13 protein-coding genes are annotated in these 14,179 nt (G+C 54.4%); 2 read left to right on the top strand and 11 right to left on the bottom strand.

The window, feature by feature from the left end:
- The 5 genes from ABJQ89_RS18740 to ABJQ89_RS18720 form a co-directional block, all read right to left on the bottom strand.
- Nucleotides 1–1,362, bottom strand: a 1,362-nt coding sequence (locus tag ABJQ89_RS18740) for a thiamine pyrophosphate-binding protein (protein WP_348497676.1), incomplete at its 3' end; no start/stop codon positions are given.
- Nucleotides 1,363–1,381: 19 nt separating this feature from the next.
- A complete protein-coding gene (locus tag ABJQ89_RS18735) occupies nt 1,382–2,167 on the bottom strand; it encodes an SDR family oxidoreductase (RefSeq protein ID WP_348497675.1) in 786 nt (261 codons plus the stop codon).
- A 28-nt stretch (nt 2,168–2,195) separates the two neighbouring features.
- A complete protein-coding gene (locus ABJQ89_RS18730) occupies nt 2,196–3,851 on the bottom strand; it encodes a tripartite tricarboxylate transporter permease (protein WP_348497674.1) in 1,656 nt (551 codons plus the stop codon).
- A gap of 4 nt (nt 3,852–3,855) precedes the next feature.
- Nucleotides 3,856–4,335 (bottom strand): tripartite tricarboxylate transporter TctB family protein, encoded by a 480-nt coding sequence (locus ABJQ89_RS18725; protein ID WP_348497673.1) that lies wholly within the window; start codon nt 4,333–4,335, stop codon nt 3,856–3,858.
- Nucleotides 4,336–4,425: 90 nt separating this feature from the next.
- Nucleotides 4,426–5,412, bottom strand: coding sequence for a tripartite tricarboxylate transporter substrate binding protein (locus ABJQ89_RS18720; protein ID WP_348497672.1), 987 nt, complete (start codon nt 5,410–5,412; stop codon nt 4,426–4,428).
- Between the two features lie 157 nt (nt 5,413–5,569).
- Between ABJQ89_RS18720 and ABJQ89_RS18715 the strand changes: the two genes are divergently transcribed.
- Nucleotides 5,570–6,478 (top strand): LysR substrate-binding domain-containing protein, encoded by a 909-nt coding sequence (locus tag ABJQ89_RS18715; protein WP_348497671.1) that lies wholly within the window; start codon nt 5,570–5,572, stop codon nt 6,476–6,478.
- Nucleotides 6,479–6,509: 31 nt separating this feature from the next.
- Here ABJQ89_RS18715 and ABJQ89_RS18710 read toward each other — a convergent pair whose 3' ends face one another.
- From ABJQ89_RS18710 to ABJQ89_RS18685, 6 genes are all read right to left on the bottom strand, one after another.
- Nucleotides 6,510–7,499, bottom strand: a complete 990-nt coding sequence (locus ABJQ89_RS18710) for an ABC transporter ATP-binding protein (RefSeq protein ID WP_348497670.1) — start codon at nt 7,497–7,499, stop codon at nt 6,510–6,512.
- Nucleotides 7,496–8,488: an ABC transporter ATP-binding protein gene (locus ABJQ89_RS18705; protein ID WP_348497669.1), complete on the bottom strand. Its 993-nt coding sequence runs from the start codon at nt 8,486–8,488 to the stop codon at nt 7,496–7,498. Before ABJQ89_RS18705 ends, ABJQ89_RS18710 begins: the two co-directional genes overlap by 4 nt.
- On the bottom strand, nt 8,485–9,372 hold the full coding sequence (locus ABJQ89_RS18700) for an ABC transporter permease (RefSeq protein WP_348497668.1): 888 nt from the start codon (nt 9,370–9,372) through the stop codon (nt 8,485–8,487). The genes ABJQ89_RS18705 and ABJQ89_RS18700 overlap by 4 nt, the downstream gene beginning before the upstream one ends.
- Nucleotides 9,369–10,346 (bottom strand): ABC transporter permease, encoded by a 978-nt coding sequence (locus tag ABJQ89_RS18695; protein WP_348497667.1) that lies wholly within the window; start codon nt 10,344–10,346, stop codon nt 9,369–9,371. Before ABJQ89_RS18695 ends, ABJQ89_RS18700 begins: the two co-directional genes overlap by 4 nt.
- Before the next feature lie 78 nt (nt 10,347–10,424).
- A complete protein-coding gene (locus ABJQ89_RS18690; protein ID WP_348497666.1) occupies nt 10,425–11,996 on the bottom strand; it encodes an ABC transporter substrate-binding protein in 1,572 nt (523 codons plus the stop codon).
- 125 nt (nt 11,997–12,121) lie between these two features.
- On the bottom strand, nt 12,122–13,042 hold the full coding sequence (locus tag ABJQ89_RS18685) for a LysR family transcriptional regulator (protein WP_348497665.1): 921 nt from the start codon (nt 13,040–13,042) through the stop codon (nt 12,122–12,124).
- A gap of 130 nt (nt 13,043–13,172) precedes the next feature.
- On the opposite strand from ABJQ89_RS18685, the gene ABJQ89_RS18680 reads away from it, so the two are divergent.
- Nucleotides 13,173–14,179: amidohydrolase family protein (locus tag ABJQ89_RS18680; protein WP_348497664.1), on the top strand; the 1,007-nt coding region annotated here is incomplete at its 3' end.

The following is a 14,179-nucleotide window of genomic DNA, read 5'->3' as shown; positions in this document are numbered from 1 at the left end:
CATTTCCTGTGCGCACATCATAAAGCAGCCATCGCCAGAAAAGCTAATTACAGGCTGATCTGGTGATGCGACTTTGGACGCGACCGCTGCTGGAACGCCATAGCCCATCGAGCCGCTCGTTGGCGCGAGTTGCGTTCTATACGCGCGGTGACGGTGAAAGCGATGTGGCCAAACCGTGTAATTACCAGCGCCATTGGTCAGCACCGTGTCCTTTGGCATCACCTCAGTAATGTGCGCAACGACCGCGCCCATGTTAAGATCACCGGGTACTTCGGTTGGTTTCAAGAAGGCCTCGTAATCGGCACGTTGCTCAGAAACCCACGCGCCCCAGCGGGTTCGTCCATCACCATTAGCTATCGCTTGGACCGCATCAAAAAACGCACCAGCGCTGGATTGGATCGACAACGTGGGGTTATAAACATGCCCCAAATCTTCAGCGCCCGGGTGGATATGGACAAAGTCCATCTGCGGATCAGGAATATTGATCAAAGAATAACCTTGAGTGGTCATTTCCCCCAAGCGCGAGCCAACAACGATCAACAAATCAACCTCTTCCGCGATCCGTTTGCGCAAGTTGGGCAAAGGCGCGATGCCAAGAACGCCGACATAGTTCGGGTGGTCATTGTCGACATAGTCCTGACATCGGAAACTCGACGCGACAGGCAATCCTGTGCGTTCGGCGAACGCCATCGTTTTCTCAGCGATGTCCGCGCTCCACCCCGGTCCACCAACCAATAAGAGCGGTTTTTCAGCTTTGGACAGGCGCGCCTCTAACTCGCTGATGTTTTCGGGTAGCGGCGCTGGCGTTGGCGTCGGTGTCGGCGCAACATCTGCAACTTCGGCGATCTCGGACAACATATCCTCTGGCAGGGCCAAAACCACAGGCCCAGGTCGTCCAGACAGGGCCGTTTTCCATGCGCGCGATAGGTATTCTGGGATGCGGGCTGCGTCGTTGATTTCCGCCACCCATTTCGCCATTTCGCCAAAGACACGGCGGTAATCCATTTCTTGGAACGCCTCACGGTCCATCATCGAACGTCCCACTTGCCCGATCAGAACAATCATCGGCGTGCTGTCCTGAAAGGCCGTATGAATCCCGTTAGACGCATTTGTCGCCCCAGGTCCGCGCGTCACAGCGCAAATTCCGGGTTTGCCGGTCATTTTAGCATAGGCGTCCGCCATATTGGCGGCGGCCCCTTCCTGACGGCAAACGATAGTCTGGATCGCATCCTTGTGGTCATGCAATCCATCCAGCAGGCCGAGAAAGCTCTCACCGGGTACGCAGAAAACGGCCTCTGCACCCAGAATTTTGAGCTGATCCGCGAGAATATGTCCACCCGGACGTGGCTTTGGCTGCGCCATTTGGAAACCTTTCCTAATCTTAAATACTTGCGATCATGCCGCCATCGACACGCGTCATCTGTCCTGTGACATAACCCGCAGGCACGCTCATCAAGAAGGCCGCAACATTGGCAAACTCTTCTGGCTGACCATAACGCTTGGCGGGGAGCGACGCGGCGATTTGAGTACGCACTTCTTCCAAGGTCTTACCTTCGCGTTTGGCGCGCGCCGTGTCCAGCTGCCCCACGCGCATTGTGTCGATCTTACCCGGCAAAATCATGTTCACAGTCACGCCATCACCGGCAACTTCTGCCGCGAGCGTTTTGCAAAAACCAGCCATCGCGCCGCGAATGGTGTTGGAGACCGCAAGGTTTGGAATGGGTTGAATAACGCCCGAGGAGCCAATCGCAACGATACGCCCCCACTTGCGCGCGCGCATGCCTTCAACTGCCGCCTCGGTCACTTGGATTAGGCTAAACAACAGGCTTTGCGCGGAAGCAGCCCATGTTTCCTGCGACACACCAAGCGCTGGGGATGGTGGCGGTCCACCTGCGTTGTTGAGCAAAATATCAGGCTTGTATTCGTCGCGCACGCGCGCGCAAAACTCTGTCACTGCCGCGGTATCCGTCAAATCAAGCGCATTAGTGCGCACTGTCACGCCGTGCTCCGCGCGCAAGCTGGCCGCCACCTCTTCCAGTGTTTCAGCGCGGCGCGACGATAGGATCAAATCGGCGCCCTCTGCGGCTAAACGCTCTGCAATAGCGAGGCCAAGCCCCTGCGAGCCCCCCATGATGAGCGCTGTTTTGCCCTTTAATCCGAGGTCCATTGTAAAACTCCTGTTTACGTCTTGTGGTTCAGCCCGCCGCTTTCGGCGCTCTGACAATCATGAAAATTTGTACGATCCCCGTGAGCGCCATGACGACGGCGATGATCGGTCGAATGATCCCTGGCATCATGAAGACAGGCAGCGCCAGTACAATCATCAGCAAGGGTACAAAATAACGGGTCCAATCCGCGATACCGCGCAATTTTTGATAGCTTGGGAAGGCAATCGAAAAGACGCTGAGCAGGATAAAGAACAACGCCCATGGGCGTGTCAGGAAGATGTCCAAACCATCTCCGCGCGCAAAGACTTGGCTGAGGCGCGTTTCAGCGATCTGGCCCAGAACAACGCCCAATACGATAGGTACGATTGGAAACCCGAGCGCCCGCATAATGAAGCCCAGCACCCCAAAGATGAACAGCGTCCACATGTCATAGCCGATGTTGTTCAGCGCAAAGATACCGAGCGCGCAATAGAACAAGATCACGGCAGTGAGCATGTACATCTTAACCTTTGTCACCAGTACGAAGCCGCGTAGCGTTAGTGATTGCAAACCCAGCATCATGAAATTCGCCACAAAGAACGCAAGGAAGATGGAATAGGCAATCGTCGGCTCGTCCGAAATAAACGACGGGCTTGGGATCACATCGTGCACCAAAAGCGCACCCAACATGATCGCCGTCATGATATCGCCGGGCAAACCAAGCGCCATCATCACGATCAAAGCGCCGCCCGCTGTCGCATTGTTGGCTGCTTCAGGTGCGATGATACCATCAACAGCACCTTTGCCGAATTCTTCAGGTTCTTTTGATGATTTCTTGGCTTGGTCATAGGCAAGAATGTTGGAAATCGTGCTGCCTGCTGCTGGCAGCACGCCGACGAAAACACCAAGAAGCGATGAGCGGATCACATTCACATAGCGTTTCAGAACGACTTTCGCCGAATGGATGTAGTCGATATGGACTACGGTGGTTTGCGCATCCCCGCCCAGCTTTTGACCCGCGCTTGACGGGTCGCGTACATCATTAAGCAAACGGCTGAAGGCGAACAGACCGACCAGAACAGGCAAGAAGGCAAAGCCACGTGTCGCTTGATCAATCCCAAAGGTGAACCGCGGAAGACCAAAGACGACATCACTACCGATTGTTGCAATGAGCAGGCCGAGCAAGCCGCCAATCAGGCCTTTGAGCATTTGGTCCCCAGCAAGGCTCGCCGTGACGGTCAAAGCAAAGATGACAAGGGCAAAGAAATCGACGGGTTGGAACTCAAGCCCAATCTGCGCCAATTGCGGCGCGATAAGCATCAGAACGATGGAGGCAATGATGCCGCCAAAGAAGGACGACCAAACCCCGATGCCCAATGCCAAACCGGGTCTGCCAGATTTCGCCATTGGATATCCATCGAAGGTGGTCGCAACGGAGGATGGCGTGCCGGGGATGCCTGTCAGAATACCTGACATCAAACCGCCAGATAGGCCGCCGACATAGACCGCGATCATCGTGGCGAGGCCCTGCACGGGCGACATGGCGAAAGTGAACGGCAGCACCAACACCACCGCCATCGCGATTGTAAATCCGGGAATTGCGCCAGCGAGCAAGCCGACGAGCGTACCCAGCATCATCAATGCCATGGTGGTTAGGGTAAAGAGTTCAGGTGCTGCGAGAGCGATATTACCAAAGAGTTCCATGGGCTTAATACACTCTCAGCAAAATGCCTTCGGGTAGGAAAACACCCAGGGCTTGAGTAAAGATGAGCCACATGCCGACCACGCAAATTAGCGTAACGAGGGCATGTTGAATAAGTTTAGCGCGCGACCAACCGCCCAGAAAACTGAGCGTCAAGAATACATAGGCCAGCCCGCCTAGCAGCATTCCCATGATCGGCATCGTGATCAGGAATAGGAAAAACAAAAAGAAACATACGATTGGGTTCTTGTAATAGCTGAACCATTCAGAGAGCGATTTGCACGGCGTATCCCCTGCCTCGGCGCGCTGTGCATTCACCAGCAGCAAAACCGAAAGCAAGGCCAAAGGCGCGAGGATCATGCGCGGCCAAAGCGTTGCAGGCATTTGCCCGAACATTGCAGGATCCATGCGAAACGTATCCGCAAAGACCACACCGCACACCACCAAAAGGCAAAGCGCGGTTATCGTATCTTGATTGAATTTCATGGAAGCCTTCCGTGACAGCAATGCGCAGACATATCAAAAGAAAGTGCAGGGTCGGGACACCCCTTGGCGCCCCGACCCTTGATTAGGTGGTTACTGGAAACGACCCATTTTCAGCTCTTTCGCCGCATCGACGAAGGCAGCAGAGGTTTCTTCCCACCATCCGCGGTAGTCTTCTGGTCCAAGGTAGACAACGGATGTCCCTTTCGCCGCTTGCTCTGCCACGAATGTTTCGTCCTCTGTCGGGCCTTTGAAGACTTCAGCCCAGTAGTTGACGATTTCTGGCGGTGTGCCTTTTGGCAACATCACACCGCGTGTCAGCGAGAACGTCATATCAACGCCAAGTTCTTTCAACGTTGGAACTTCTGGGATCAGATCGCTGCGCTCGTCTGCTGCGATTGCGAGAGCTTTCAATTTGCCTTCACCCTCACCGCGCTGTGTACGCGCTGCGGCCATGTTGATACCGCCCAGATCGATGGAGCCGTTCAAAAGACCCGTGATGCGCCCTGCTGTTCCGCCTTGGAATGGAACATAGGCAAAGTCAGCGCCTGTTTTAGAGCCAAGGATGATCCACAAGAAGTGGCTCGTTGCGCCCATTGAAACACCCGTCGGGATCTTGCCGGGGTTGGCTTTGGCATCTGCCAGCATGCTTTCCAGATCGGTGTAATCCGTGTGACCACCCGCGCCGATGATTTCTGGCGTGTCCGTCAACATCGCGACCGGTTCAAACCCGTCCCAGTTAAAGTCCGTGACACCGTTGATGTAGTTCACTGGCAAATGCTGGTGGATCGCAAACAATGTGCAGCCATCAGGTTTCGCGGCATGCGCTTCTTTCGCGCCAAGACCACCGCCCTGACCCGGCATTGTCACAACCTTAATTTTCACAGGGGCATCCGAGTTCTGGATGGCCTGTTCAAAAATACCAAAAATTACGCTTGTACCGCCACCTGGCCCCCAAGGGACAATCAGCTGCGCGGTGGAACATGGCATGTCTTGCGCGCTCGCAGGCGCGGCAAATGCAGCGACACCAATTGCGGCGGCGGACACGTAGGCCTTCAAACGATCAAATGAAAATTTCATATTCTTCTTTCCTCCCAATTGTTGGTTGTCGAGACCAGAAAGCGCTCGACAATCCTTGCAATCGCCTCCTCACTTGCGATGACAGGTTGTCAGCTTACGGCATTCCCTGTAAAAGACAATATAGCAATTTTGGGTTTTTTATCCCACCTGAGGAACAATGATAGATACAGAGCTTCTTTCAGACATGGCCATTTTCGCGGCCGTCGTCGACCATGACGGGTTTTCCAAAGCCGCCGACGCATTGAATATGTCTAAATCCAGCGTCAGCCGTCGCATTGCTGCATTGGAAAAACGCTTAGCGATCAAACTGATGACCCGCACGACACGCAGCACCAAGCTGACAGAGAGCGGCCGTCTCTATTATGATTACTGCGCGCAGCTGGTTTCCAACGCGGAGGAAGCGGACGCGGCCGTCAAACTGATGCAATCAGTCCCAAGCGGAACGTTGAACCTCAGCTTGCCAGAAACGCTGGGGCGCGCATCGATTCTCCCGCTTTTGCCGATCTTTTTACGCCAGCATCCTGATATTCGACTCAACTTGACGATCACCAGCCGCAAGGTGGACCTTGCCGAAGAACGTATTGATGTTGCCGTGCGCAAAGGCACGATCGAGGATGACTCGCTTATGGCCGTCCCCTTAGGATCGTCCACGCAACTGCTTTATGCGACGCCCGATTTCTTGAAAGAGATCGACAGCTTGAGCACGCCACGTGATCTTGCCAAACACGCCTATCTCACAAGCCAGATATCCGCTGGCCCCTTGATGCTGCAGTTGTGGCGCGGGTTAGAGGAAATCAAAGTAAAGGTAGAACCGCGCCTCGCCGTAAAGGATCATGAAGCGCTTTTGAAAATGACCCTCGCCGGTCTCGGCATCGCATTGTTGCCCGTTTGGATGGCTAAGAAATACGAAAAAACTGGCGAATTGCAGCGCGTATTACCCGCCTACACAGGCCCATCGGTTGATTTCAACATCGTGTATCAGCCCTATCGCGGATTTTCTCCGGCGGTTCGCGCATTTGTTGAATTCCTCCCCAAACATCTCGCAGATGTAGAGCCGTCAATCTAGGCTCAGGATTAATGGGTCCTGAGCCTAGGCACTAGGGTTCCACGAAATGGCAGGCGACCTGATGTTGATCTGAAATCGCATCCAAACTGGGTTGCTCAGTCAGGCAACGATCCTGTGCAATCGGGCATCGATTGGCAAAGCGGCAGCCTTTGGGCAAATCAAGTGGATCGGGTGGATCACCGGGGATCAATATGCGTTTGGTTTTTGCACGCCGTTTCTTGTCAACCGATGGCACGGCAGACAACAGCGCCTGCGTGTAAGGATGTTTCGGGCTGTTAAACAACGACATGCGATCTGCATATTCAACGATCTTGCCCATATACATGACCGCGATGCTGTCACACATGTGCTGAACCACGCCTAAATCGTGGCTGATGAACAGGAAAGTCAGTCCAAATTCAGCCTGCAACTTGCGCAGAAGGTTAAGAATTTGCGCCTGTACAGCCACATCCAAGGCCGACACAGGTTCGTCGCAGATGATCAAATCAGGCTGCGTTGCAAGCGCGCGCGCGATGCCGATACGTTGACGTTGACCGCCCGAAAATTGATGCGGAAACAGGCGTTGCTGCTCGGGATGCAGGCCGACAGCTTCAAAAAGCTTGTCGATAATCGCTTGCCGCTCACCCTCTGGAACAGTTTCAAGGTTGTCCAATGGCTCACGCACGATCTTCTCGACGCGCACGCGAGGGTTCAGGCTAGAATACGGATCTTGGAAAATGAACTGAACCTTGGCGCGAGCAAGGCGCAAGGCCTCATCCTCAAGCGCGTTGAAATCTGTTCCATCCAGCTCCACCTGCCCTTTATAGGCCTGCACCAAACGCGCAACGGCGAGCGCCGCTGTCGTCTTACCCGATCCGCTTTCGCCGACAATCGCCAGCGTTTCACCGCGTTTGATCTGAAAGGAAATATCATCGACCGCATAAAGGTGCTTAGCCTTGGCAAATATCCCGCCCTTTTTGACCGCAAACCGCACGGTCAAGTCTTTGACATTGAGCAACGGCGTGTCGTTTGAAGCGCTCATTTCAAAGCCTCCGCATGCCAACAGACCGATTTTTGACCGCCCTTGAAATCAATCTCCGGCGGGCGTTTTTCCAAACATTGCTGCGAAACCATCGAACAGCGCGACGCAAAGAGGCAGCGATCCTGCCCGAATTCGCGCAGCGGCGGAACAATCCCCGCGACCTCGGTCAGGTCATGACGTTCTTCCGAAAGCGTCGCCATAATATGCGGCACGCAAGAAATCAGCCCCTTCGTATAAGGGTGGCGCGGGTGATCGATGATCTGCTCAACGCCGCCCTGCTCCGCATTGCGGCCCGCATACATAACGATCATGCGTTCGGCCATTTCAGCCACCGCGCCCATGTCATGGGTGATCAGGATGATCGCTGTGCCCGTCTGCCGTTTCAAATCATTCAACAGGTCAAAAATTTGCGCCTGCACCGTCACATCCAGTGCCGTTGTCGGTTCGTCCGCGATCAGAATTTTCGGCTCGCATGCAAGAGCCATCGCGATCATAACGCGCTGGCGTTGCCCGCCGGACATTTGGAACGGATAATCAGACACACGGCGTTTCGCATTCGGAATGCGCACCGCATCAAGCAATTCAATCGCGCTGTTCCAAGCGGCTGCCTTGCTCAAGCCGCGATGCGCGCGCAGGACTTCGGCGATCTGCTCACCCACCGTGTAGACAGGATTGAGCGAGGTCATGGGCTCCTGAAAGATCATCGAAATGTCGTTGCCGCGAATGTTGCGCAAACGTTTTTCGCTGGCGGTGGTCAGCTCTTCCCCATCGAATTGGATAGACCCAGACGCGATACGGCCAACCTTGTCTGGCAAAAGCCCCATAATGCCCAGCGCCGTCATCGACTTACCGCAGCCGGATTCACCAACGAAGCTAATGCTTTCCCCTGCCCCAAGTTCAAAAGACAGATCATCAATCACAGGCGCAATGCTACCCCGCAGCGCCAGTTCAATGCGCAGGTTTTCGACTTTCAAAACAGGCTGGCTCATCGCTGTCTCAACTTCGGATTAAGAGCATCGTTCAAACCATCACCCACCAATGAAATGGCCAGAACGGTGACAAAGATCGCCATGCCCGGAATGGTGACGGTATAACTGGCATCCAAGATGTATTGACGGTTCGAGCCGATCACCTGCCCCCAAGAGACGACATTGGGGTCCGTGAGGCCGAGAAAGGACAGCCCAGCCTCAAACAGAATGGCGGAGCCAACCATAAGCGCCGCCTGCACGATGATCGGCGGCAGGGCGTTGGGTAGGATAATCTTGAACATAAGCGTGCCGTTCTTTGCGCCGGATGCACGCGAAGCGGTGACGTACTCTAGCTCACGAATGCGCAGGAATTCGGATCGGGTGATCCGCGCAACGGCGGTCCAGCTGACGATACCGATGGCAAAAGTGATCATCGGCAGCGAGGCGCCAAAGAGCGCGACGATGACCATGGAAAACAGCAAGGTTGGCAGCACTTGGAAGAACTCGGTGATGCGCATCAACACTTCTTCAACCCAGCCGCGATAGAAACCAGCGAGCGCTCCTACGGAAACGCCGATGAACACCGACATGAAGGCCGCAGCAACGCCAATCACAATAGACACGCGCGCGCCGTGAATGAGCGCAGCCATAAGATCACGGCCTAAATAGTCGGTGCCGAGCAAGAACCCATCCACACCGGGCGGTGAAAACGGGGCCCAGACCATATCGAACGGATCGGTCGGGTAGATATAAGGTCCAATAATCGCGGTGATAATGATCGCAATCAGCACGACCAGCGCCACCATGGCCGCATGGTTACGGCGGAACATCTCCCACGCTTCGGCCATAGGATGGCGCGCTTGCGGGGCCTCTTGCTGAGGGAGGATCGGCGGTGTGGTACTCATCCTTTGCCCCTTACGCGTGGATCGACCAATCGCAGCGCGAGGTCAGTTAAAAGGTTGCCAACAATCACCACGAGGGCAGAGAAAAACAGGATGCCAAGGATCGTCGGCGTGTCCCGCGCGATGATCGATTGGAACGCCAGTGTGCCAAGGCCGGGCCAACTAAAGACCGCCTCGACCAGAACCGCACCAGAGATCACAGCAGAGAACTGCAAACCAGCGAGGGTGATGACGGGCGAGAGCGAATTCTTGAGCGCGTGTTTGTAGACGACTTCGCGTTCGGTTAGCCCTTTGGCCTTGGCCGTGCGCACATAATCAGAGCCGAGCACTTCCATCATTGTCGCCCGCGCCAGACGTGAATAGAGCGCAAGGAAGATCGAACCGAGCGTGATCACAGGCAGAACCAAATGGCGCGCGATATCGACGAGATGTACCCAAAAGCCCCCATCGATTGTCACATCCTGCATCCCCGCCACTGGGAATATTTGAATTTTCAACGAGAACCCGATGAGCAGCAAAATACCCGTCCAGAAGACAGGCGCTGAATAGCCGAAGAGCGCAAGGATCGTCACAAAGTGGCTCATTATGCCATTGGGTTTGCGCGCTGAGATTACGCCGAGCAAGACCCCAATGAGTAACGCGAGAATTTGTGCGGTGAACACCAAAAGTAATGTTGCAGGCAATCGCTGCAAGATTAGCTCAGTAACCGGTGTATTGTAGAAAAACGAGTACCCCAGATCAAAGCGCAGCACGTTGCCCATGTAACGCCCCAGCTGCACAATAAAAGGTTGATCAAGGCCATAGTCAGCCCGAATTTGATCCAAAATTTCCTGATCCGCGCCGCCCATAGATTGGCTGATTGTGTCAGCCACATCGCCCGGGGCCAGATGCATCATCGAAAAATTGAGCACCAGAACAGCCATCAAAAGGATCACTGCATAAACGGCGCGCATAAGGAAAGTTTGGAGGATCGCCACGAATTGGATCTCTTCTTGCTTGCTATCTGCTTGCGAGGATGTGCGGCACACCAAAGGCAGCGCGCCGCACGAAAGGTTTTACTCTTTGAGGTAAGTCATATCGATCGGCGTCGATGTGCCCCAAATACCAAGCGGTGGATTGCCCACTTTGTCATTATAGACAGTGTGATAGGGCAATGTGTTGGTGTGATAGACAGGCAGCTCATCCGCGATGATTTGCTGGAACTCTGCATAGAGCGCCTTGCGCTTTGCATCGTCGCCTTCAACCGCAGCCATCGCCATCAACTCATCCACACGCGCGTTGGAATAACCTTGCGTGTTGGACCAGACACCCTTTGCGATGTTGGTACTGTCATAGGTGCGGTGCACACCGATTACAGGGTCACCCCAGTTGAACACAGTGTCCCAAGACATATCAAAGTCCATCGTGCCCATTTTCTTGGCCCACGTTGGGAAGTCAGCAGAGGCGCGCACTTCAACGTCGATATCGACCTTCTTCAGCGCCGCTTTGACATACTCAACCTGCGGCTTCACGCCCGGCCAGCCAAAGTCGATGGTCAGCGACATCCGAGAGCCGTCTTTGACGGGGAAGCCCGCTTCATCCAGCAATGCTGCGGATTTTTCGAGGTCCACATCATACCCTTCTTGCGCCACATAAAATGGGCTATCGGGGTGAATGCCAGATGTACTGTCATTGGCCGTGCCCTGCATCAGCGCCTTGTGGATGAAATTCTTATCAACCGCATAGGCAATCGCCTTGCGCACACGCACATCAGCCAATGGGCCTTTGGTTGTGTTCATCGCGAGCCAATCAATCGGGCCAATCGCGCCATAGCCATCTGGCGTCACTGTCAGGCTATCCACCTTCTTAAGACGGTTAATGATACGTGGCAGCGATTCAAACGCGCCCATGTGCAGTTCACCATTTTCATAGGCAATCGCGCGCGCCGCAGGATCGGTGATGATACGCATCACGACTTTATCAAGGTATGGACGACCCTCGATGAAGAAGTCATCGAAGCGCTCAAGGATCACATGTTCGCCGTTCTTGAATTCAGTCAGTTTGAACGGACCAGAGCCAACAACATTCTCATTATTGCGCGCATGGGTTTTGACGTCTGTGATTTCGCCATCGCCATAGATGTGCTTGGGGATGATCGACATCAACTGTCCCGACATTGCCAGCATCAAGGCAGGATGCGGCTTGGACAGGTTCAGAACCGCCGTGTGCGCATCGGGTGTGTCGACGCTCTCGACAGGCGCGAACATGGATTTGAACGGGTGATTTGCTTTGATAACCTCTACGGAAAACGCCACATCCTCTGACGTGAGCGGCGTGCCATCGTGGAATTTTGCATTGTCCACGAGGTTCAAAGTCACCGTCAAACCGTCATCAGAAATGTCCCAAGACTTCGCCAGATACGGCTGTGGGTCCCAGTTTTCATCATAGCGCAGAGGCGACGCGAACAATTGCGCCCCAGGAAAACCGGTTACGATACCCGATTGAACTGCGGAGTTAAGATTACGAACGTTAGAACCCAAAACGGTGATCAGTGTACCACCCTTCTTAGGTTCTTCGGCTTGCGAAAACGTAGCAAATGACGCGGTCAGCGCAGTTGCCATCGCCAAAGATTTGACGAGTCTCTTCATTTAGCTTCTCCCTAATAAGTCAGATTTTTTTGGTCTTTTTATGAGAAAAGCCTAGACCAGCCCTTTTAACGCACAAAACAGTTTTAATATGGTCCTTTGCATCATTTTGTGCGGGAAGCCTTTATTTACTGAACAATGATATCATCAAAGGCCCCGCCCACCTTCAGTTCAACGCATTGATCGATGAAATATTGAACAATGTTGGGTTGCGTGACCCCAGCCAGCGTCACGATACCAAACGTCGGCACATGAAGGCGGTCGACTATAGGCAGCGCGCGAAAGCGAGTGTCGTTGTGGCGATAATCCGGTGGACAAATATTGAGCAGCGAATACCCATGACCCGCAGCGACCAAAGCCCGCACAATTTCCGCTGATCGGGTGGTGTGCGCGACGTTAGGTTTTAGGCCCAAGGAGTCGAACATCATGTTGAAGTATTCCTTGGTACGCGGAAGGTCCAACATGATCATGGGTCGCTCCGCCAAGTCGCGCAAGCTGACGGATGTGCCCTGCGCCAGCGGGTCATCGATTGCGACCAACGCGTAGGGCGGTGCGCCAAAAAGCGGTGTGAAATCATGCTCAGGGCCTGCCATTTCGTCATAGGTAAAGGCCAGTTCCGCTTCGCCGCTGGCCAAATAGGCGATTGTTGCTTCCATGTTCCCTTCCAACAAGGTGACGGAGGTACTTGGATATTTCGCTTTGAAGCTCTTTAGGATCGGGGGAAGGAACGAAGGCGCAGCAGTCGCATAACAGGACACACGCACAGCCCCTTTTGCATCACCGCCGACGGACATCATTTCCGTTTCGAAATGGCGGCTTTGGATGGTGAAGCCACGGATCAAACGCAGCACTTCGAAGCCCGCCGGCGTAACGCTGATCCCCTTGGCAGGCGTGCGCACAAAGAGATCAAACCCCAGTTGATTTTCCAACGCGCTGATCGCGGCCGTGATCGAGGATTGCGAGATATTTAGCTCTGTCGCGGCATTTGCGATCGAGCCCAGACGTCCCGTGGCCTCGACATAGCGCAATTGTTTGAGTGTGAAATTCATCTCGCAACTTCCATCATTAAATAGCAGTTAATCAGCAGTAAAAACTATTTTTCCCATCAAAGAAAGCGCCGTACCGTCCTATTCAATCACAATGTACGCCCGCCCGTTTGCTGCCAAAAGGAATCGACAGATGACCGACACCACCATTTTCAGCGCTCGCAAAATCATCACAATGAACGCCAATCGGCCAAGCGTGAGCCATGTTGCGATCCGCGACGGGCGCATTTTGGGGGCGGGTGATCTGGCAGAACTCGCCACATGGGGCGATTACACTTTAGATGAGCGGTTTAAGGACAAAATCCTTATGCCGGGGCTTGTCGAAGGCCACGCCCACACGATGGAAGGCACGCTTTGGCGTTATGTCTATTGCGGGTATTTTGATCGCGCCGATCCCGACGGCAAGGTTTGGAGCGGCGTGCAAACAATCGATGCCATCTTGGATCGCTTGAGCGAGGCCGAGGCAAAGCTCGACGATCCAGACACGCCGCTGTCCGGTTGGTCCCTTGATCCGATTTACATGGACAACACCCGCGTCAGCCGCGCGGATTTGGACAAGGTGTCAACCACCCGCCCCATTGGCGTTTTACACGCCTCGGGCCATATTTTGAACGTGAACACAAAGGCGCTCGAACTTGGTGGATTGCTCAAAACGGGCATTAATCACAATGGAATCCCTTTGGGCGAAGATGGTCTGCCCACGGGAGAATTATACGGGCCTGACACGATGACACCCGTTGGCGTGCATGTCGGCTTTAACCGCTCGCTTACCGACAGCGACGAACAAGGCTTACGCGATTTTGCCAAACTTTGCGTGCGAACGGGTGTGACGACGATCACTGATCTTGCAGCGCGTCTCGATGAAGACGGCGTCGAAGCCATGCTTAAAGTAACAGGCGAGCCTGACTACCCAGCCCGCGTCGTTCCCCTACAATTCTTCATGGGCGCAACGGCGAAGGAAACGGTTGATAAGGTTGTTGGCCTCAAGGCACGTGCGACTGATCGTTTGCGCCTTGGGCGGATCAAGGCGGTCGCCGATGGGTCGATACAAGGGTTCTCGGCGCGCATGCGCTGGCCCGGCTATCACAACGGCGCGCCCAATGGGCTTTGGTACACAGCGCCTGAACAATTGGCTGAACT

Origin of the sequence: Planktotalea sp. (genome assembly GCF_039984035.1) — a bacterium.
GTDB lineage: Bacteria > Pseudomonadota > Alphaproteobacteria > Rhodobacterales > Rhodobacteraceae > Planktotalea.
This window is presented reverse-complemented; position numbering and strand designations above follow the sequence as displayed.